Origin of the sequence: Streptomyces sp. NPDC090445 (assembly GCF_044769385.1) — a bacterium.
Classification (GTDB): Bacteria; Actinomycetota; Actinomycetes; order Streptomycetales; family Streptomycetaceae; genus Streptomyces.
The window spans coordinates 277129-297158 of sequence record NZ_JBIVXV010000001.1 but is presented as its reverse complement, the minus strand read 5'-3'; the positions used below and the strand labels follow the sequence as shown (position 1 = coordinate 297158).

Sequence of the window (20030 nt, the reverse complement as noted above, 5' to 3'; positions counted from 1 at the left end):
GGCGGGTAAAATATGGGGTGGAGCGACAGGGCGCAACCCCTGCGACTGCGCCCTTTTCCCGTCCCTTCAAGCCACCGAGCCGATCCTGCCGACGACCGCGTCCGAGGTGTCGGGGTGGATCGGGATGTGCCCGCCGGTCAGGGCCGCTCCGGAGCCGCCGCGCCGGTTGGCGACGATCTCGGCGGCGATGGACAGCGCGGTCTCCTCCGGGGAGCGGGCGCCGAGGTCGAGGCCGATCGGGGAGCGGAGCCGGGCGAGTTCGAGCTCGGTCACGCCGACGTCGCGCAGGCGCCGGTTGCGGTCCTCGTGGGTGCGGCGCGAGCCCATGGCGCCGACGTAGGCGACGGGCAGCCGCAGGGCCAGCTGCAGCAGCGGGACGTCGAACTTGGCGTCGTGGGTGAGCACGCACAGGACGGTCCGGCCGTCGACCTCGGTGGTCTCCAGGTAGCGGTGCGGCCAGTCGACGACGATCTCGTCCGCCTCGGGGAAGCGCTGCTTCGTCGCGAACACGGGCCGTGCGTCGCACAGCGTCACGCGGTAGCCGAGGAATTTGCCGATCCGCACCAGGGCGGAGGCGAAGTCGATGGCGCCGAAGACGATCATCCGCGGCGGCGGGACGCTGGACTCGACCAGGACCTTCAGCGGCTCCCCGCAGAGCCGGCCGTCGGCGCCGATCTCCAGCACGCCGGTCCGGCCGGCGTCGAGCATGGCGCGGGCTTCCTCGGCGACGGTGCGGTCCAGTTCGGGGTGGCCGCCGAGGCCGCCCTCGAAGCCACCGTTACCGCCGTTACCGCCGTCGCCGCCGTCGCCTCTGACCAGTACGGCGCGGCCCTTGAGCTCGGCCGGGCCCTCGGCGATCCGGGCGACGGCCGCCGCCTCGCCGCGGGAGGCCGCGGCCAGGGCGGCGGCGAACACCTCGCGGCCCGGCGAGCCTACGGGGACCGGGGTGACGAGGATGTCGATGATGCCGCCGCAGGTCAGGCCGACGGCGAAGGCGTCGTCGTCGCTGTAGCCGAAGCGCTCCTGGACGGTCTCGCCGTCCTCCAGCGCCTGGCGGCACAGCTCGTACACCGCGCCCTCCACGCATCCGCCGGAGACCGAGCCGATGGCGGTGCCCTCGCTGTCGACGGCGAGGGCCGCTCCGGGCTGCCGGGGTGCGCTGCCTCCGACCGCCACGACGGTGGCGACGGCGAAGTCACGTCCCTGCTCGACCCACCGGTTCAGTTCTTCGGCGATGTCCAGCATTGCGGCCTCCTCGGAGGTTCGGGTTCCAGTATCGGATGCGCGGAGGGTCGGTGCTTTTCGGTCAGGGTCAGTGGACCCCGAGCCAGCCCTCGATGGGGTTCAGTGCGTAGAAGACGATGAACACAGCCGTCAGTCCCCACATGAAGCCGCCGATCTCGCGGGCCTTGCCCTGCGCGACCTTGATCGCGACGTGCGAGATCACACCGGCGGCGACGCCGGCCGTGATCGAGTACGTGAACGGCATCAGCACGACGGTCAGGAAGACCGGGATCGAGGTCGCGGTGTCGGCCCAGTCCACGTGGCGGGCGTTCTGCATCATCATCGCGCCGATGACCACCAGGGCGGCGGCGGCGACCTCACCGGGGACGATCTGCGTGATCGGGGTGAAGAAGATGCAGGCGGCGAAGAAGAGGCCGGTGACCACGGAGGCGAGGCCCGTGCGGGCACCCTCGCCGACGCCGGTCGCGGACTCGACGAACACGGTCTGGCCGGAGCCGCCGGTGAAGCCGCCGATGGCGCCGCCGGCGCCGTCGATGAACAGGGCCTTGGACAGGCCGGGCATCCGGCCCCTGTCGTCGGCCAGCTTGGCCTCGGTGCCGACGCCGATGATGGTGGCCATCGCGTCGAAGAAGCCGGCCAGCACCAGCGTGAAGACGATCATGCCGACGGTCATCGCGCCGACCTCGCCCCAGCCGCCGAACTCGACCTGGCCGAAGAGCGAGAAGTCGGGCATCGAGACGGCCGAGCCCTCCAGGACCGGCGGGCCGCTCGCCCACACCTTGTCGTCGATGTCGGCGACGATGTTCAGGACGGCGGCGAGCACGGTGCCGGTGACGATGCCGATCAGGATGGCGCCGGGGACCTTGCGGGCCTGGAGCATGAAGATCAGCAGCAGGGTGACGGCGAAGAGGAGCACGGGCCAGCCGGCGAGCTCGCCGGTCGGGCCGAGGGTCACGGGGCCGCCGCCGGGGGCGGGGTTCTCGTGCACGAAGCCGGCCTTCACCAGGCCGATGAGGGCGACGAACAGGCCGATGCCCATGGTGATCGCGTGCTTGAGCGCGAGCGGGATCGCATTCATGATCATCTCGCGGAGGCCGGTGACGACCAGGAGACAGATCACGACGCCGTACATGACGCACATGCCCATGGCCTGCGGCCAGGTCATCGCCGGAACGACCTGCGAGGCCAGCACACCGGAGACGGACAGGCCGGCGGCCAGTGCGAGCGGGACCTTGCCTATGAAGCCCATCAGCAGCGTGGTCAGGGCCGCGGCGAACGCCGTGGCCGTGATCAGGGCCTTCTGGCTCAGCGTGTCCCCGGCGACGTCCTTGCCGGAGAGGATCAGCGGGTTGAGCAGGAGGATGTACGCCATGGCCATGAAGGTCGTGATACCGCCACGAACTTCTCTGCCGACGTTCGACCCTCTATGGGTGATGTGAAAGTACCGGTCGAGCCAAGAACGCCCGGCGGGATTGCGAGAGCCGTCGCCGGCCTCTTCCGCGCTGGTCCTGGGCTCCACAGAGGACTGGGTCATGGTGCCTAACTCCCAAGGTTCACAGGGGCACCCCGCCCGAAATCTTCGGACGCGGGATTTGGGAAATGCCGTTGGCTGCACGACCCGGGGTGACGGCCCGAGGCGACGCGATTGCAAGACTGCGTGTACTGCGGGTGCTGCGGGTACTGCGGGGGTTCTGCGGTACTGGTGGTGACGGTGCCGGGGTAGTGGCGCCGCCTCTTCTTCTCTTCGGGGGTACTGCCGGCGGGGCGGACCGCGAGCGGTGCGGTCCCCGGGTGCCGGACTCCGTGCTCCGGGCGGTGCGGCCGGCCGGGAACGTGACGTTCCGCTGTCGCACCGCCCGGAGAGTCTGGGGTCCGGGGGCCTCGCGGCCCCCGGAGGACGCCGTCCTAGAGGGTGCCGGTGAGGGCTTCCGGGCGGATCGGCGTCTTGTTGAGCTCCAGGCCGGTCGCCGCCCGGATCGCCGCGAGGACGGCCGGGGTGGACGACAGGGTCGGGGCCTCGCCGAGACCGCGCAGGCCGTACGGCGCGTTCGGGTCGGCGAGCTCCAGGTAGTCGACCGGGATGCTCGGGGTGTCGAGGATCGTCGGGATCAGGTAGTCCGTGAAGGAGGGGTTGCGGACCTTCGCGGTCTTCGGGTCCACGATGATCTCCTCCATCACCGCGACGCCGAGGCCCTGGACGGTGCCGCCCTGGATCTGGCCGACGACGGAGAGCGGGTTGAGGGCCTTGCCGACGTCCTGGGCGCAGGCCAGCTCGACGACCTTGACCAGGCCGAGTTCGGTGTCCACCTCGACGACCGCGCGGTGCGCGGCGAAGGTGTACTGGACGTGGCCGTCGCCCTGGCCGGTGACCGGGTCGAAGGCGGCGGTCGGCCGGTGGCGGAACTCCAGCTCGATGTCGACGGGGTCCTCGCCCTCCAGCAGCTCGGCGATGTCCGCGAGGACCTCGCCGCCGTCGGTGACGACCTTGCCGCCCTCCAGGAGGAGTTCGGCGGTGGCCCATGCCGGGTGGTAGGAGCCGTTCTTGCGGCGGCCGATCTCCAGGACCTTCTCGCGCACGGCCTCGCAGGTGTTCTTCACGGCGCCGCCGGTCACGTACGTCTGCCGGGAGGCGGACGTCGAACCGGCGGAGCCCACCTGGGTGTCGGCCGGGTGGATGGTCACGTTGGTGACGCCGAGCTCCGTCCGGGCGATCTGGGCGTGCACGGTGACACCGCCCTGGCCGACCTCCGCCATGGCCGTGTGGACCATCGCGACGGCCTCGCCGCCCACCGCCGACAGCACCACGCGGGCGGTGGAGTAGTCGTCGAAGCCCTCGGAGAAGCCGACGTTCTTGATGCCGACCGCGTAGCCGACGCCGCGGACGACGCCTTCGCCGTGGGTGGTGTTCGACAGGCCGCCGGGCAGCGCGCGGACGTCCGCGCCCTCGCCGGCCGTCTCCCACTGGCGCTCCGGCGGCAGCGGGCGGGCCTTGACGCGGCGCAGCAGCTCGGCCACCGGGGCGGGCGAGTCCACGACCTGGCCGGTGGGCATGATCGTGCCCTGCTCCATGGCGTTGAGCCGGCGGAACTCGACCGGGTCCATGCCCAGCTTCGCCGCGAGCTTGTCCATCTGGGCCTCGTACGCGAAGCAGGCCTGGACGGCGCCGAAGCCGCGCATGGCGCCGCAGGGCGGGTTGTTCGTGTAGAGGGCGATGGCCTCGATGTCCACGTCGTCGACCACGTACGGGCCGACGGAGAGGGAGGAGGCGTTGCCGACGACCGCCGGGGAGGCGGAGGCGTAGGCGCCGCCGTCGAGGACGATCCGGCACTTCAGGTGGGTGAGCTTGCCGTCCTTGGTGGCGCCGTGCTCGTAGTACAGCTTGGCCGGGTGGCGGTGCACGTGGCCGAAGAACGACTCGAAGCGGTTGTAGACCATCTTGACCGGCTTGTTGGTCGCGAGGGCCAGCAGGCAGGCGTGGATCTGCATCGAGATGTCCTCGCGGCCGCCGAAGGCGCCGCCGACGCCGGAGAGCGTCATGCGGACCTTCTCCTCGGGCAGGCCGAGGACGGGGGCGATCTGGCGGAGGTCGGAGTGCAGCCACTGGGTGGCGACGTACAGGTCGACGCCGCCGTCCTCGGAGGGCACGGCGAGGCCGGACTCGGGGCCGAGGAAGGCCTGGTCCTGCATGCCGAAGGTGTACTCGCCCTCGACGATCACGTCGGCCCGCTTGCGGGCCTCCTCCACGTTGCCGCGGACGATGGGCTGGCGGTGCACGATGTTCGGGTGCGGGACGTGGCCGGCGTGGTGGTCGTCGCGGCCCTCGTGGATGAGCGGCGCGCCGGGGGCGAGGGCGGAGGCCTCGTCCGTGACGACCGGCAGCTCCCGGTAGTCGATCTTGATCTTGGCGGCGGCGCGGCGGGCGGTCTCCGGGTGGTCGGCAGCCACGAGGGCGACGGGCTCGCCGTGGTGGCGTACGCGGCCGTGGGCGAGGACCGGGGTGTCCTGGATCTCCAGGCCGTAGTTCTTCATCTCCGCCGGCAGGTCGGCGTGGGTGAGCACCGAGTAGACGCCGGGCATGGCCAGCGCCTCGGAGATGTCGATGCTCGCGATCTCGGCGTGGGCGACGGGGCTGCGCAGGGTCTGGCCCCACAGCATGTCCTCGTGCCACATGTCCGACGAGTAGGCGAACTCGCCGGTGACCTTGAGGGTGCCGTCGGGGCGGAGCGTGGACTCGCCGATGCCGCCCTGATGGTGCTTCTGGGAGACGTTGGTCGGCGTACCGGACGGGGCGGTGCGGGTGTTGGCCATGGTCAGACCGCCTCTCCCTGGCGGGCGGCCGCCAGGCGGACCGCGTCGAGGATCTTCTCGTAGCCCGTGCAGCGGCAGAGGTTGCCGGAGAGGGCCTCACGGATGTCCTGGTCGGACGGGTCGGCGTTGTGCTCCAGCAGGGCGTCGGCCTGGACCAGCAGGCCCGGGGTGCAGAAGCCGCACTGGACGGCGCCGGCGTCGATGAACGCCTGCTGGATCGGGGAGAGCTCCACGCCCTCGCCGGTCTGCGAGTCGGTGCCCTTGGCCGTCCACTGCCTGGCCTCGTCGGTGGAGACGCCCTGGGCGCCGCCGCCCGCGCCGCCGCACGCGCCGGTGCCGCAGGCGTGGCCGTGCTCCTCGCGCTGCCTGGCGAAGTCGGCGAGGCCCTCGACGGTCACGACGTCGCGGCCCTCGACCTGGCCGGCGGCCACGAGGCAGGAGCAGACCGGCACGCCGTCGAGGCGCACCGTGCAGGAACCGCACTCGCCCTGCTCGCAGGCGTTCTTGGAGCCGGGCAGGCCCAGCCGCTCGCGCAGGACGTAGAGGAGGGACTCGCCCTCCCAGACGTCGTCGGCCTGCTGCGGACGACCGTTGACGGTGAAATTGACGCGCATGGTTACGCAGCCCCTTCGAGCGAGCGGCCGTTGCTGCCGCGGTACTGCTCCCACGTCCAGACCAGCTGGCGGCGAGCCATGATGCCGACCGCGTGACGGCGGTACTTCGCCGTGCCGCGAACGTCGTCGATCGGGTTGCACGCGCCGGAGGCGAGCTCACCGAACTGCTTGGCGATCGACGGGGTGATGACCTTGCCGGACTCCCAGAACCCGCCCTCTTCGAGCGCGGCGTTCAGGAACTCCTCGGCGGCCCCGGCCCGGATCGGGGTCGGCGCGGCCGAGCCGATGCCGGTGCGGACCGTACGGGTCTGCGGGTGCAGGGCCAGGCCGAACGCGCACACCGCGATGACCATCGCGTTGCGCGTGCCGACCTTGGAGTACTGCTGCGGACCGGTGGCGTTCTTGACGTGGACCGTCTTGATGAGCTCGTCCGCGGCGAGCGCGTTGCGCTTGACGCCGGTGTAGAACGCGTCGATCGGGATCATGCGGCTGCCGCGTACGGACTCGACCTCGACCTCGGCGCCCGCGGCGAGCAGGGCCGGGTGGGAGTCACCGGCGGGCGAGGCGCAGCCGAGGTTTCCGCCGACACCGCCGCGGTTGCGGATCTGCGGGGACGCGACCGTGTGCGAGGCGAGCGCGAGACCCGGCAGCGTTCCCCGCAGGTTCTCCATGATCTGGGTGTACGGGACGGAGGCGCCGAGCCTGGTGACCTCCTCGCCCACCGCCCACTCCCGCAGCAGGCCGATGCGGTTCAGGTCGAGGAGGTAGTCCGGACGGCGGTGGTCGAAGTTGATCTCGACCATGATGTCGGTGCCACCCGCAATCGGCACAGCTGTCGGGTACTCGGCCTTCGCGGCGAGCGCCTCCTCCCAGCTGGCAGGGCGAAGGAAGTCCATGCGTGGCTCTCTTCTTGTAATCGGGTCGTTCACTTCAAGCCAGGAGGCGGACGGGCCCTCGACTGGTCGTTCATGTGGTGTTAACGCGGTGTGGAGCCAGTACACAAGCCGGGCGTCCCCCGGGTGCAGTCACCGAAACCATGAAGGAGTTGGCTGGCGCCCTCCCTCGTCTTGTAGATTCGTATGAAAGGCAGGATGCAACGACCTGCCCGATTTCCAACGGCAACATTCGAGACAGATCGGCGGCGACACCATGCGGCTGCGCGCACTGCTGGAAACCGAGGCGCTGGGGCTGCGGCTGCTGGGCGGCGAGGAAGAACTCGACCGGACGGTCCGCGGCGTCATGACGACCGACCTGAGGGATCCCAGCCGGTACCTCACCGGGGGCGAACTCGTCCTCACCGGCCTGGCCTGGCGAAGAGATTCGGCCGACTCCGAGCCGTTCGTACGAATCCTCGCGAGCGCCGGCGTCGCCGGCCTGGCCGCCGGCGAGGCCGAGCTGGGGGACATCCCGGACGATCTCGTGTCGGCCTGCGCACACCACCGCCTGCCGCTGTTCGCCGTGAACGAGGACGTTGCATTCGCCACGATCACCGAGTACGTCGTACGGCAGGTCTCCGGGGAGCGCGCCGGCGACCTCGCGGCCGTCGTCGACCGCCATCGCCGCCTCATGACCTCGGGGCCCGCGGGCGGTGGACCGGACGTGGTGCTCGATCTGCTCACCACCGACCTCGATCTGCGCGCCTGGGTGCTGTCCCCCACAGGCCGGCAGATCGCCGGAGCGGGAGAACCCCTGGCGCCGGGCGTCTGTGCGGCTCTGGCCGGCGAGCACCTCGCGGCGGTCCGCACCGGGCGCAGGGGCCCGCACCGGATCTCCATCCAGGGTATTACCTACTCGCTGTTCCCGATCAGGGGCGCGGGGCGCGGCCCGGCCGCCCCCGACGGGCCCGGCGGGGGCGGCGTGACCGGCGGGCGTGACGTGCGCGAGAGCGTGCTGTCGGACTGGCTGCTGGCGGTCGAGGCGGACGCGGGCGACTGGCCGGCCGAGCGGCTGGACCTGCTGCAGGGCGTGACCCAGCTGATCGCCGTGGAGCGGGACCGGCGCGACGCGGCCCGCACGGTGCGCCGCCGGCTGGCGCAGGAGGTGCTGGAACTGGTCCAGACGGGCGCCCCGCCCGCCGAGATCGCGGCACGCCTGCGGGTGGCGGCGCCGGTGCTGCTGCCGGGACTGGGCGCGGCCCCGCACTGGCAGGTCGTCGTGGCCCGGGTGGACTGGGAGGGCGGGGACATCCCCGGCGGCCCGGTGGCCCAGTCGCTGCTGGAGGAGATCCTCGTCGACCCGTCCGCCTCGGGCCCGGAGCCCTCGGACCGGATCGCGGTCGCGCACACCGGCGACGAGGCGATCGCGCTGGTGCCGCTGCCCGCGCACCCCGGCGAGCCGGGCGAGGACAAGGGCCCGGGCACTGCCCTGCACGCCGACGAGCTGCTGGCCGCCGTACGCGACCCGCTGCAGGCGGGTCTGGACGGCGATGGCCGGCTCACGCTGGGCGTCAGCGCGGCCGTGCACTCGGCCGAGGGGCTGCGGGGGGCGCTGGAGGAGGCGCGGCACGCCCGCCGGGTGGCCGCGGCCCGCCCGGGCCGGGTCTGCGCGGCGGGCCACCACGAGCTGGCCTCGCACGTCCTGCTCCTGCCGTTCGTGCCGGACGACGTGCGGCGCGCGTTCACCGCGCGGCTGCTGGACCCGCTGCGGGACTACGACCGCCGGCACCGGGCCGAGCTCATCCCGACACTGGAGGCGTTCCTGGACTGCGACGGGTCGTGGACGCGGTGCGCGTCGCGACTGCACCTGCACGTCAACACGCTGCGCTACCGGGTCGGGCGAATCGAGCAGTTGACGTCGCGTGACCTGTCGCGGCTGGAGGACAAGCTCGATTTCTTCCTGGCACTGCGGATGAGCTGAGCAGTTGCGCCGCAGGGGCGGAAGGGGCGTGTTCCGGGAACTGCTGACGCAGCGTCCGGACTTTGTGAAAGAGTTCACCCGACCCCTTGGCCGAACCTGCCGATCCGTGCTCTCATTTCGCCCCAGGGCTCGAAGACGTGCTGCTTGATTGCTTTGGGGAGGGCAATGTGGCGGACACCGCCATGTCCGGGGCCGGAACCACCGGAGGGGACGACCCCCTCCAGCGGGCGATATGGCGGCTGCGCTCGCGCGGCTGCTGGACCGATGCGGCGGCCCTGCTGGCCCCGCATGTCGACCATGACGCCGGCGCCGCCGTGCAGCGCACCGCGCTGCTGATCGAGCGGTGCCTGTTCACCGGGCAGGGCTGGGCCGAGGCGGAGGACGCGCTGCGCGTCGCCGAGGCGGTGGCCGCGGACGACGACGAACGGGGCGCGGCAGCCTGCGAGCGGGGGCACCTGGCGTACGCGGCCACCGTGCTCGGGGTCCGCGACCGCGCGGACGAAGCCCGGGCGGCGCTGGGCCGCGCCGCGGCCCTGCTGTCCCCGGACTCCCGGACCCGCCCGCTGCTGGACCTGCGGCGGGGACTGGTCGCCGAGCACCTGGCGGACGCCCCGCAGTCGGCGCGGCCGGCATACCGGCGGGCGCATGCGGGAGCCGCGGCGAACGGGGACACCCTGCTGCTGTCGTTCACGTGGCGGCACCTGGCCGCGCTGGCCCTGCGGGACGGCGAGGTCGCGGAGGCCCGCAAGGGCTTCGCGGAGTCGCTCCGCATCCGCGAAGAGCTCGGCTTCCTGGTCGGAACCGCTCCGGCCCTGGCGGCGCTGGCGGAAGCCGAACCGGAGCCGGAGGCCAGCCGCCTCCGTGCCGAAGCCCGCCGCCTGTTCCGCCTCCTGGGCGGCATCCCCACCTGGCTGGCCGACCAACTCCACCCAACCCCGGCCACCTGACCCCGGGGCAGCCCACACCCCCCAGGGCTCCGCCCAGCCCCGCGCCTCAAACGCCGGCGGGGCTGACAGAGCCGGGTATCCACCCCAGCACCCCGCGACTCCGCCCCAACAATCGCCTCAAACGCCGGCGGGGCCGGCATGCCGCCGGCACCAACCCAGCCCCGCCGGCACCACCCGGTCCCGCCGGCACCGATCCGGCCCCGTCGGCGTTTGAGGCGCGGGGGGCCGGGGGCTGGCCCCCGGAAACGGCGGCGCACCCGCGCACGAACGGGTGAACCAGCGGCGGGTCGGCGGAGCCGGACGATCCAGCCTCGCCGGCGATTGAGGCGAGGGGGCCCGCCGGCGGGGTCAGGCTGCGGCGGAGCCGGCGAAGTGCTCGCGGACCAGCGACTCGACCACCGGCAGGTCGCCCGCGATCAGCGCCTCCAGCAGCGCCGAATGCTCCGCGGCATCCGCGACCAGGTCCGCACGGCGCACCCGCGGGGCCGCGGGAACGGGCCACTGCGAGCGCCGGTGGAGTTCCTCCGCGACCTGGACCAGCTGGTCGTTCCCGTCGAGGGCCAGCACTTCCCGGTGGAACGCCCGGTCGGCCTCCGCATAGCCGGCCAGGTCCCCGGCCGCGGCGGCCGCCGCCGTGGCGGCCGCGGCCGGCCGCAGGGCCGACCAGGTCCCGGCCGGGACCGTTCGGGCCAGCCGCAGCATGACCGGGACTTCGATCAGTGCCCGCACCTCGGCCAGCTCGGCCAGCGCCCGCGGGGTGCGTTCCAGCACCCTGAAGCCCCGGTTCGGCAGGCATTCCACGGCCCCTTCGAGGGCCAGTTGCTGCATGGCTTCGCGCACCGGTGTCGCGGACACGCCGAAGCGCTCTCCCAGCGCGGGCCCGGAGTAGATCTCCCCCGGGACGAGTTCGCCGTCGACCAGCGCGGCGCGCAGCGCCGCCAGCACCTGTCCGCGTACGGAGTGGCGCAGTACTTTCTGGGTCGGGATCAGAGCCGACATCCCGACACGGGCCGCTGTGTGCACTCGGTCCTCCTGTGGGTCTCGGCCTGTCGGGAGAATAGTTGAATCCGTCCGGGAAGTGTGGATACAGACGGCCCCGGATCGGGTAAGGTAAGCCTTACCTATGTCGATCACGACCTTCTGATCGGTGATGACGCATGCCCGCGCCCGCCCTCGCAGCAGCCCCGGCCCCCGCTCCCGCAACCGCGCCGCCCGCGCCGCCTGCCTCCCCGCTGGCGGACGCGTACGCGCGGCTGACGGCGGTCTACGACGGCCTGCACGTGGTGGAACGTGCCGCGCACGAGCCCGCCCCCCGCGGTGCGGGGTGGGTCGGCGCGGACGAGCTCGCGGCCGGCGGACCGGCCCTCGACGCCTTCCTGGCCTGGGACAGGGCCCAGGTCCTGCAGGACTACGGGCGGGAGGCGCGCCCCGACGTGGTCGCCACCTTCGGCCTGCACCGATACACCTGGCGGGCGTGCCTGCTGACCACCGTGCCGTGGTTCCTCGACCGCCGGGTGCCCCGGCTCGCCCCGGCGGACGTGGCCGTCCACCGGCCCCGCGGGCGGATCAGCGTCCGCGCCGAGTCCTTCGCCTGCCTGCCGGACGATCCGGCGGCGGCCCTCCCCGGGGCCCGGGTCGTGCCCGACGCGGCGGCCCTGCGGGACGAGGTGCGCGCTGCGGTGGCGCACCACCTCGAACCGGTCCTCGACGGCTTCGGCCCGCGCACGCGGCGCAGGCACCGCGCCCTGTGGGGCCTGGCGACCGACTCGCTCGTCGCGGGCCTGTGGTACGCGGCGAAGCTGCTCGACGAGGAGCAGCGGGCGATCGCCGAACTGCAGGCCCTGCTGCCGGGCGCGACGGCCCCGTACACCGGGGGTGCCGGGTTCCGTACGCTCACGGGCCCGGGCGGCATGCCGCTGGCGACCCGGGACCGGGTCAGCTGCTGCCTCTTCTACACGATCCGGCCCGAGGAGACCTGCGTGACCTGCCCCCGGACCTGCGACGCGGACCGGGTCACCCGCCTCACGGCCCGCGCCGCCGCCACCACCGGCTGAGCGTCCGCCACCCGGCGCCGTCGGGTGTCAGTGGTGGCGCGTACGGTCTGCGCATGATCGATCGACGCCCGCCCTTGTCCTCCCTGTGCGACTTCGCCCCCTGGGCCCCGGTGCTGCGGCTCCTGCTGGCCGGTTACCCGGAGATCCGTCCCGACGGGTCCGCCCGCGTGGCGGGACGCATCGGCCGGCACGGCTGGAGCCTGGCCCTGCGGGGAGGGATGTCGTCGGGGAGGCCGCCGGCGGTAAAGCACGTCCAGCGGGCGCTCGCGCGCGGCCGTGTCGAGGAGGTCGCGTTCTCGGCGGAGATCATGCCGACCGGACGGACCACCCTCCGCCTCGTCTGGCCCTGCCCGGCCGTGGAAGCCCCCGACGGCTACCCGGACCTCGGGGTGCTCGTCCTGGTCGACGGCGCCGTGCCCGAGCCCTGGCGCCGTCTCCCCGACCCGGTGCCGGGGGCGGTCCCGGCCCCTTCGGCCGACCTGGAGCTGCTGGAGCGCACGCTCCGCGAGCGGATACCGGACGCCGTTGGAGCGACGGAGGAAGAGATCGCCGCGGCCGAGGCACGCCTCGGCGTCACCCTCCCGGACGAACTGAAGGTGTTCTACCGGGTGACCCGGGTGCACGGGGAGGACCGGGGCGACTTCCACGAGCTGGTCCGGGTCTCCGAGGCGGTCGGCTACGAGGTCTACGCCCTGGAGCACCTGGAGAGCGTCGACCCGGGCGCCCGCCACTCCCGCTGGCGATTCGGGGCGACGGATGCCATCGTCACCCCGCCCGACGCCGCGGTGCAGGGCCTGGCCGGCTCGTCCGGCTGGATCGTCTTCGGCAGCAACGGCGGCGACGAGATCGCGGTCGACCTGACCCCCGGCCCGGGCGGACACCTCGGGCAGGTCATCCTGGTCGACCACGAGCAGAGCCTCGGCGCCGAACTCGTCGCCGACTCCTTCACCGACATGGTCCTGGGCCGGGAGAGGAGGCAGCCCCTGGCCCGCCACAACGACCTTCCGGCCGTGGCCGAGGTCGGCGGCGGCGACCTGCCGGACGTCCGGGCCGCGGCCCATGCCGCCCTCGAAGTCCTGTCCCTCCGCGCCGGGGACGGTGCCCCGTTCGGCCTCGCCCCCGTCATCGGGCTGCCCCGCCTGCGCACCCTCACCGCCGACCCCGGCACGCTCGCCGACCCCCTGGAGGTCGCCGAGCTCGCCGGGTTGGACTTCCTGGAGCTCGGGCCGCAGGAGTGGCGCGTCCTCCTGGACGCCGGCGCCGTACCGCGCAGCCTGTCGGCCGCCGTCGTCCGGGAACGGGGACAGGACCGCGCGACCGTGGTGGCCGTCGCGAACGAGCTCCTCGCCCTGTGGGACCGGCCCCGGATCGACGAGACCGTCCTCGAAGGAGACCTCTTCCCCGAGGCGTAACCGCGGGTCGCCGTCAAGCGGCTCGCGCACCAACCCACCCGTCCGGCTGATTGTAATCGAACACAACCCTCGTCACCCGGACGGGAGTTCGAGTCACAGCCCCCTATCCGGCGGGCCGCGCCCCCCGATGGCGTCCACTTGCCCCGAAACCCGCATGCCGCACCGATCTCCTGCGCCACCATGGCCCCGGTAGGCCGCAAGTCGATGCAAAGGCGAGGGACATTCGCATGAGACTGACCGACATATCGCTGGACTGGCTGCTGCCCGGCAGCCTGCTGATCCTGGGCGTACTTGCGGCAGTTGCGGTACTGGCCCGGGGCAAGCGGGAGAACGACAAGGCGGCGACCGAGGACTCCTGGGAGCGCAGCGAGGAGCGGCGGCGCCGCAAGGAGGCCGTCTACGGAACCGCCTCCTACGTCCTGCTGTTCTGCTGTGCGGCGGTGGCCGCCGCCCTCTCCTTCCACGGGCTGGTCGGCTTCGGCCGGCAGAACCTGAACCTCTCCGGGGGCTGGGAGTACCTGGTCCCCTTCGGCCTCGACGGCGCCGCCATGTTCTGCTCGGTGCTCGCCGTGCGCGAGGCGAGCCACGGCGACGCCGCCCTCGGTTCGCGCATGCTGGTCTGGCTGTTCGCGGGCGCGGCGGCCTGGTTCAACTGGGTGCACGCGCCGCGCGGCCTCGGCCACGACGGGGCACCCCAGTTCTTCGCCGGCATGTCGCTGTCGGCGGCCGTCCTCTTCGACCGGGCCCTCAAGCAGACCCGCCGGGCGGCGCTGCGCGAGCAGGGCCTGATCCCGCGGCCGCTGCCGCAGATCCGCATGGTCCGCTGGCTGCGGGCGCCGCGCGAGACGTTCGGCGCATGGTCGCTCATGCTGCTGGAGGGCGTCCGCACCCTGGACGAGGCCGTCGAGGAAGTACGCGAGGACAAGCGGGAGAAGGAGATGGACCGCCTCCGCAGGCGGGACCAGAACCGGCTGAACCGGGCCCGCCTGAAGGCGCTGGGCCGGCAGAACCGGACCTTCGTGTTCGGGCGCTCGCGCGGGCGCCAGGTGGACATGGCGGGGCTGGCCTCCGCGACGGGCTCCGCGCCGGTCGGCGCGGAGCCGGCCATAGCGGATCCCGGACAGCTGCCCGCACCGCGCCGACACCTCTCCCTGCAGGCCGTGACCGGATCGGACATCGGTGACCTGACCGGTCTGCGCACGGTCGACCTGACCGCCGAGGACGACACCCAGACGATCCCCCGGCTCGACTCCCTGGAACGCAAACTCAAGGACCTGGAACAGCAGTTCGGCTGACGGTCCTGCCGGCCGGCCCCGCCCGCCCGCTCGTCGCCGGGCACGGGGCCGGCCGGCAGCCCGAAGGGCCCGCCTGGTCAAGGCGGGCCCTTCGTCGTTCAGGCCGTTCGTCGTTCAGGCCGTTCGTCGTTCAGGCCGTTCGTCGTTCAGGCCGTTCGTCCGCGCAGGCCGTTCGAACCGCTCACGCCTCGGCGACGCCGTGCAGTTCGAACCACACGACCTTGCCCGCTGCCGGGGCGCCCGCCGTGTCCACGCCCCAGGCGTCGGCGAGAGCCTGCACCAGCAGGAGCCCCCGCCCGTGCGTACCGTCGTCGGCGGCCGGTACGTACGGGCGCGGGGGCGGGCCCGCGGCGTGGTCGCGGACCTCCACCCGCAGCCGGCCCGCGCAGAGCCGGGCGGACACCTCGGCGCCCTGGTCGGTGTGGACGAGCGCGTTGGTGACGAGCTCGGTGGCCAGGAGTTCGGCCGCCTCCGCGGTGTCGGCCCGGCAGCGGTGCCGCATCAGCTCCCGGAGGTCCCTGCGGACCTCGCCGACGGCCCTGAGATCGGCGCGGCCCACACTGCGCCGGAGCTCCGGGGCCGCCTCTCCGCCCGCCACCGCGGTCTCCGCGGCGGCCGGCTCCCGCTGGAGGGGCCGCCCTCTGCGCCACTGCTTCCCGGTCTTCGCCTCCACCCGCACGGCGATGCCCCTCCCCCGTATCCCCTGGATCTCCTGAATCTCGAACAGGTCTACGGAATGCATTCCCGCCGGGGTATGCCGCACTCCTGCGGGCCCCCTGCCGTATCGCGTCCGACGGGCGGGATCGAGCCATCCGGATCGCCCGGCCGACCCGCCGTCGAGCACCGACTCGCCGTCGGATGGTGCGAATCCGGTCACCGCCCCGTCCTGGATGTTCGGTGGAACGAACAGCACTCCGGGGCCGGACACCGCGCCCCGGCGGACGGGCCGGGTCCGCGCGGCGGCGCACGGTCCACACGGAGAAAGTCCGGAAACCGGCATTCCCCACCCGTCCGTTCCGGATGGGGAGTTGCCGAACAGGCCTACTTTGACGGGTGGGCCGTACTGCACGAGGGCGAGGAAATCTCCCCTCGGTTCCGCCCGTTCCGTCCGTCCGGTTCCCCGGCCACGAACGCGGTCGCCTCGCTTTACGACTCCCAGACCGCGGCGGCCGTCCGGTCGTCGGCGTACCCCTTGACGCGCAGCTGCGTGTCGGCGAGGAACGCGGCCAGGCCGGGCGGTTCCCCGCCGGACCAGCGGGCCGCGAGCTCGGCCGGCAGCAGCTCCTCCTCCCGCATCGGGTCGGCCAGGCCGCCCGAGCAGAGCAGCAGGCTGTCGCCGGGCCGGGCGACGGCCGCGCGGAACCGGAAGCCGGGGCCCGGGTCGGGGCCGGGCTCGCCGTCGGGCCCGGCCGGTGCGGGCGGCGGCTCGGCGGTCTCCAGGTCCTCCCAGGCGCCGGAGCGCAGCCGGAACAGCCCGCCGGGGCCGGCGCCGAAGCAGACGCGGGTGCGGCACTCGGGGTCGATGGGCAGGAGCAGGGCGCGCAGCCCGGCGGTGTACGCCTCCTCGGGGTGGCCGAGCTCGGCGGCGCGGGCCCGCAGCCGCCCGTAGCCGCGGTCGGTGAGCCGCTGGAGCCCGGAGCGGAGGGCGTCGCGCCGCCCGGCCCGGATGTCGTCGGCCAGCCGCGACTGGCTGCGGCCGACGGCGGCGCCGATCCAGTGGCACAGCTCGGCCGCGGCCTCCGCGGCCCCGGCGGCGGCCCGGTCGCCGCCGGCGAGGGCCACCAGGACGAGGGCGTCGTCGCCGGATCCGAAGCGGGCGGTGAGCAGGACGTCCCGGCGGGCCTCGCCGCGGTAGCGGGCGGAGTCCCCGCGGACCGAGGCGGCGCGCAGGGTGCAGGCCCCGTGCCGGGCTCCTTCCAGGACGGTGTCCGGGATCAGGGCGTCGAGCGCGGCCGGGTCGGCGAGGGGCAGCGCGCCCGGTTCGGCGGCATACGTGGGCGCCCGGTCCCCCAGGTGCCGCACCTCGGGCCGGGCGGCCGCCGGCGGGGCGGCCTGCGGGACGGGCGGGGCGGCGGGGGGCCGCCGGGGTTCCGGTACGGGCGGCGGAGGCGCCGGTGACGCCACGGGCGGGGGCGGGGGCACGGGCGGGGCCGCGGGTGCGCTTTCGTCGGCCGGGACGGGAGGCACGGTCACGTCGCCCAGCCCGTACCCGGTCGTCCCGCCCTCGCGCGGATCCCGCGGCCGGGGCAGCCCCGGACCGGCCCACGGCGCCGCACCGAACCCCCCTGCCCCCACCGGCCCGTCCGGCTCCCGCCCCCCGGGCACAGGTCCGGCGGCCTTCGCCGGCGCGTCCGGGCTGACGGGCTGGGACGGCACGGTGCGCGGCGGCACCGGCGGCGGCACCGGCGGGGGCGCTACGGGAGCGGCCGCCTCCGGACCGGGCGGCACCGGCGCCGGTGACGTCGGCGCGGGCGGCACCGGCGGGGACGGCACCGGCGGGGCGGCCGTGTCCGGCGGGCCCGGCTGCGGCGGGACCCCGGGCGGCGCCGCCACCGGCGCGGGCCGGGACGGCGGCGAGGTCAGGGAGGCCGCCGAGTCGTACCGGCTTTCGAGCGTGTCCCCGGGATCGGGGGCCGGGCCCGCGTCGGGGTCCTCGTACAGCCGCTGCCACCAGTCGTCCGCGCCCTGCTGACTCATGCCGCTATTCTCGGCCCCCCGCTGCCGCGGAAAACGCGGAATACACGAAATGGGTTCGCGTTCCGCTTGCTTCGTACGGCCCACCGCATTCCGTACATCCGTGCGCCCGCCCTTCCTTCCGTACGCCGGGACCGGACTCCCCCGCGAAATCGGGTGCATCACCCCCTCCCGGAGATTTCCGGGCAACCGTCGCACAAGTGGCGTCCGGGCGGCGGGCGTTGGTGCTGCCGCAACGGCTGCGGCGATGATGTCCGCGGCGGGTTTGCGCCGTGGCCGCTTCCCGCCAGGAGCGGCGGGCCGAGAGGTGGGGGTGGACGGGTTGCTGGGTGCGATAGGCCTGGACAAGGGCCAGGAGGCGGCGTACCGCGCGCTGGTGGCGCTGGGCGCTTCGGAGGTGCCGGACCTCGCGCACCGGCTGGCGCTGCCGGTGCCTCAGACCGAGCGGGCCCTGCGCCATCTGGAGCGGCACGGCCTGGCCGCGCAGTCCTCGGCCCGGCCGGGGCGCTGGGTGGCGGCCCCGCCGGGGGTGGCGCTGGCCGCGCTGCTGGCGCGGCAGCGGAGCGAGCTGGAGCAGGCGGAGCTGTCGGCGGCGCTGCTCGCGCAGGAGTACCGGGGGGAGGCGGCCGAGCCGACGGTGCACGATCTGCTGGAGGTGGTGACGGGCGCGAGCGCGGTGGCGCACCGGTTCCGGCAGCTCCAGCTCGGCGCGGCGCACGAGGTGTGCGCGCTGGTCACCGGCCGGCCGCACGCGGTGACGGCGGCCGACAACGAGGAGGAGGAGCGGGCCGCCGCCGCGCGGGGGGTCGTGTTCCGGGTGGTGGTCGACCAGGACGTGCTGGGCGGGCCGACGGGGATCCGGGAGGCGTCGACGGCGCTGGCGCGCGGGGAGCAGGTACGGGTCACGGACCGGGTCCCGACGAAGCTGGTGATCGCGGACCGGTCCCTGGCCATGGTCCCGCTGGCGGCGCGCGGGGCGGAGCCGACGGCGCTCGTGGTGCACGCGTCGGGGCTGCTGGATTCGCTGACCGGCCTGTTCGAGGCGGTGTGGCGGGAGGCGGTGCCGCTGCGGCTCGGGGCGACGGGGGCGGCGGAGGAGTCGGGGGGCGTGCCGGACGCCACGGACCTGGAGATCCTGACGCTGCTGCTGGCCGGGCTGACGGACGCGAGCGTCGCCAAGCACCTGGAGCTGGGGCTGCGGACGGTCCAGCGGCGGGTCAAGGGGCTGATGGAGCTGGCCGGGGTGACGACCCGGCTGCAGCTGGGCTGGCACGCGCGGGAGCGGGGCTGGGTGGCCCGGTAGCCCCTGGTCGGGCACGCTGAGCATGTGGATCTGCCACAGCTGCTCCTGGTGGGGCTGGTGCTGCTGCTCGGGGTGGCCGGGGTGCTGGTCCCCGGCGTTCCCGGGACCCTGCTGGTCTGGGCGGGGGTGCTGTGGTGGACGCTGCGGGAGCGGTCGGCGGCGGCCTGGTCGCTGCTGGTCTCGGCGACGGCCCTGCTGCTGGTGGTCCAGGTGGTCAAGTGGCAGCTGCCGCCGCGGCGGCTGCAGGGCGTCGGGGCGACCGGCCGGATGGCGGCCTACGCGGGCGTGGGCGCGCTGCTCGGCTTCGTACTGGTGCCGGTGGTGGGCGCGGTCCCGGGCTTCGTGGGCGGCATCTACCTGTGCGAGCGGCTGCGGCTGGGCACGCACGGCGAGGCCTGGGCGTCGGTGCGGGCGGTGATGCGGGCGGTGGGGACGAGCGTGCTGGTGGAGCTGCTGGCCTGCCTGATGGTGGTGGGTGCCTGGGTGGGCACGGTGGTGGCGGGCTGACGGCGTCGCCCGGTCGGCGGAAGGACGCGGCGGCGGGACGGGGGCCGCCCGATCGGTCCGCGGGAGGTGCGGTGAGGGGCCGACGGTCGCGCGCGGGCCCGTTGTGGCCGGTCGCGCAGTTCCCCGCGCCCCTTCGGGGCGCTGCCGGACCGGGCCGGATGAGGGACCGTGGCCGTATGAGGGAGTTCAACGGTTTCAGCGAGGCGGAGCTGGCGTACCTCCGGTCGCAGCGGCTGGGGCGGCTGGCGACGGTGGACGCGACGGGCCAGCCGCAGGCCAATCCGGTCGGGTTCTTCCCCCGGGAGGACGGCACGGTCCTGGTCGGCGGGCTCGCCATGGGGACGACGAAGAAGTGGCGGAACCTTCAGGGCAACCCGCGGCTCGCGCTGGTCGTCGACGACCTGGTGAGCACCCGGCCGTGGCGGGTCCGCGGCATCGAGATCCGCGGCCACGCCACGCTGGAGGTCGGCCCGCACACGCTGGGCCCGCACTTCAGCCCGGAGGTGATCCGCATCCACCCGGACCGGATCTTCACCTGGGGCCTGGACACCCCATGAGGCCTCGGGCCCGGGATCGGGACCGGGCAGCGCCATCCGGCCCCAGGAGGCCAGGGGCGCGGGGAACTGCGCGATCAGCGACAGCCGACCGGCACCCGCCCACCGGCCGTCCGCCCCCAGGCCCCGAGCCGGGCAGCCACGGCCCGGCTCGGGGCCTGGGACCGGGCCTGGGACCGGGGCTGGGACCGGGGCTGGGACCGGGGCTGGGGCCGGGACCGGGGCCCAGGGCTCGGGCGGG

16 protein-coding genes are annotated in these 20030 nt (G+C 74.1%); 8 read left to right on the top strand and 8 right to left on the bottom strand.

All coding sequences use genetic code 11. The annotated features are described in order from the left end of the window. Positions 1–66 precede the first annotated feature (66 nt). From ACIQUT_RS01350 to ACIQUT_RS01330, 5 genes are all read right to left on the bottom strand, one after another. Positions 67–1245 (bottom strand): XdhC family protein, encoded by a 1179-nt coding sequence (locus tag ACIQUT_RS01350; protein ID WP_403557983.1) that lies wholly within the window; start codon positions 1243–1245, stop codon positions 67–69. Between the two features lie 67 nt (positions 1246–1312). Beyond that, positions 1313–2779, bottom strand: a complete 1467-nt coding sequence (locus ACIQUT_RS01345) for an NCS2 family permease (protein WP_403557981.1) — start codon at positions 2777–2779, stop codon at positions 1313–1315. A gap of 371 nt (positions 2780–3150) precedes the next feature. Continuing rightward, on the bottom strand, positions 3151–5553 hold the full coding sequence (gene pucD, locus ACIQUT_RS01340) for a xanthine dehydrogenase subunit D (protein ID WP_403557979.1): 2403 nt from the start codon (positions 5551–5553) through the stop codon (positions 3151–3153). 2 nt (positions 5554–5555) lie between these two features. Continuing rightward, complete coding sequence (locus ACIQUT_RS01335) at positions 5556–6167, bottom strand: (2Fe-2S)-binding protein (RefSeq protein WP_403557977.1); 612 nt, start codon at positions 6165–6167, stop codon at positions 5556–5558. A gap of 2 nt (positions 6168–6169) precedes the next feature. Beyond that, the gene (locus ACIQUT_RS01330; protein WP_403557975.1) at positions 6170–7063 is read right to left on the bottom strand and encodes an FAD binding domain-containing protein; all 894 of its coding nucleotides are present in this window, start codon (positions 7061–7063) and stop codon (positions 6170–6172) included. A gap of 253 nt (positions 7064–7316) precedes the next feature. On the opposite strand from ACIQUT_RS01330, the gene ACIQUT_RS01325 reads away from it, so the two are divergent. Continuing rightward, positions 7317–9023 carry a PucR family transcriptional regulator gene (locus ACIQUT_RS01325; RefSeq protein WP_403557973.1) on the top strand — a complete coding sequence of 569 codons (1707 nt, stop codon included), beginning with the start codon at positions 7317–7319 and terminating at the stop codon, positions 9021–9023. Between the two features lie 167 nt (positions 9024–9190). Continuing rightward, positions 9191–9970 carry a hypothetical protein gene (locus tag ACIQUT_RS01320; RefSeq protein ID WP_403557972.1) on the top strand — a complete coding sequence of 260 codons (780 nt, stop codon included), beginning with the start codon at positions 9191–9193 and terminating at the stop codon, positions 9968–9970. A gap of 348 nt (positions 9971–10318) precedes the next feature. Here the strand turns inward: ACIQUT_RS01320 and ACIQUT_RS01315 are convergent, their stop codons facing one another. Continuing rightward, the gene (locus ACIQUT_RS01315; protein ID WP_403559259.1) at positions 10319–10969 is read right to left on the bottom strand and encodes a GntR family transcriptional regulator; all 651 of its coding nucleotides are present in this window, start codon (positions 10967–10969) and stop codon (positions 10319–10321) included. Between the two features lie 158 nt (positions 10970–11127). On the opposite strand from ACIQUT_RS01315, the gene ACIQUT_RS01310 reads away from it, so the two are divergent. From ACIQUT_RS01310 to ACIQUT_RS01300, 3 genes are all read left to right on the top strand, one after another. Beyond that, positions 11128–12024, top strand: coding sequence for a (2Fe-2S)-binding protein (locus ACIQUT_RS01310; RefSeq protein WP_403557970.1), 897 nt, complete (start codon positions 11128–11130; stop codon positions 12022–12024). Between the two features lie 53 nt (positions 12025–12077). Then, entirely contained in the window at positions 12078–13436 is a 1359-nt protein-coding gene (locus ACIQUT_RS01305) for an SMI1/KNR4 family protein (RefSeq protein WP_403557968.1), read from the top strand. A 227-nt stretch (positions 13437–13663) separates the two neighbouring features. Beyond that, positions 13664–14731, top strand: a complete 1068-nt coding sequence (locus ACIQUT_RS01300; protein WP_403557966.1) for a DUF2637 domain-containing protein — start codon at positions 13664–13666, stop codon at positions 14729–14731. 181 nt (positions 14732–14912) lie between these two features. Here the strand turns inward: ACIQUT_RS01300 and ACIQUT_RS01295 are convergent, their stop codons facing one another. Both ACIQUT_RS01295 and ACIQUT_RS01290 read right to left on the bottom strand, forming a co-directional pair. Then, positions 14913–15290 (bottom strand): ATP-binding protein, encoded by a 378-nt coding sequence (locus ACIQUT_RS01295; RefSeq protein WP_403559257.1) that lies wholly within the window; start codon positions 15288–15290, stop codon positions 14913–14915. 587 nt (positions 15291–15877) lie between these two features. Further along, positions 15878–17428: a protein phosphatase 2C domain-containing protein gene (locus tag ACIQUT_RS01290; RefSeq protein ID WP_403557964.1), complete on the bottom strand. Its 1551-nt coding sequence runs from the start codon at positions 17426–17428 to the stop codon at positions 15878–15880. 319 nt (positions 17429–17747) lie between these two features. Here ACIQUT_RS01290 and ACIQUT_RS01285 point away from each other — a divergent pair, with 319 nt between their 5' ends. From ACIQUT_RS01285 to ACIQUT_RS01275, 3 genes are all read left to right on the top strand, one after another. Then, complete coding sequence (locus tag ACIQUT_RS01285; protein WP_403559254.1) at positions 17748–18728, top strand: helix-turn-helix domain-containing protein; 981 nt, start codon at positions 17748–17750, stop codon at positions 18726–18728. Positions 18729–18752: 24 nt separating this feature from the next. After that, complete coding sequence (locus ACIQUT_RS01280) at positions 18753–19235, top strand: DUF456 domain-containing protein (protein WP_403557962.1); 483 nt, start codon at positions 18753–18755, stop codon at positions 19233–19235. A gap of 176 nt (positions 19236–19411) precedes the next feature. Then, a complete protein-coding gene (locus tag ACIQUT_RS01275; protein ID WP_403557960.1) occupies positions 19412–19792 on the top strand; it encodes a PPOX class F420-dependent oxidoreductase in 381 nt (126 codons plus the stop codon). Positions 19793–20030: the final 238 nt, after the last annotated feature.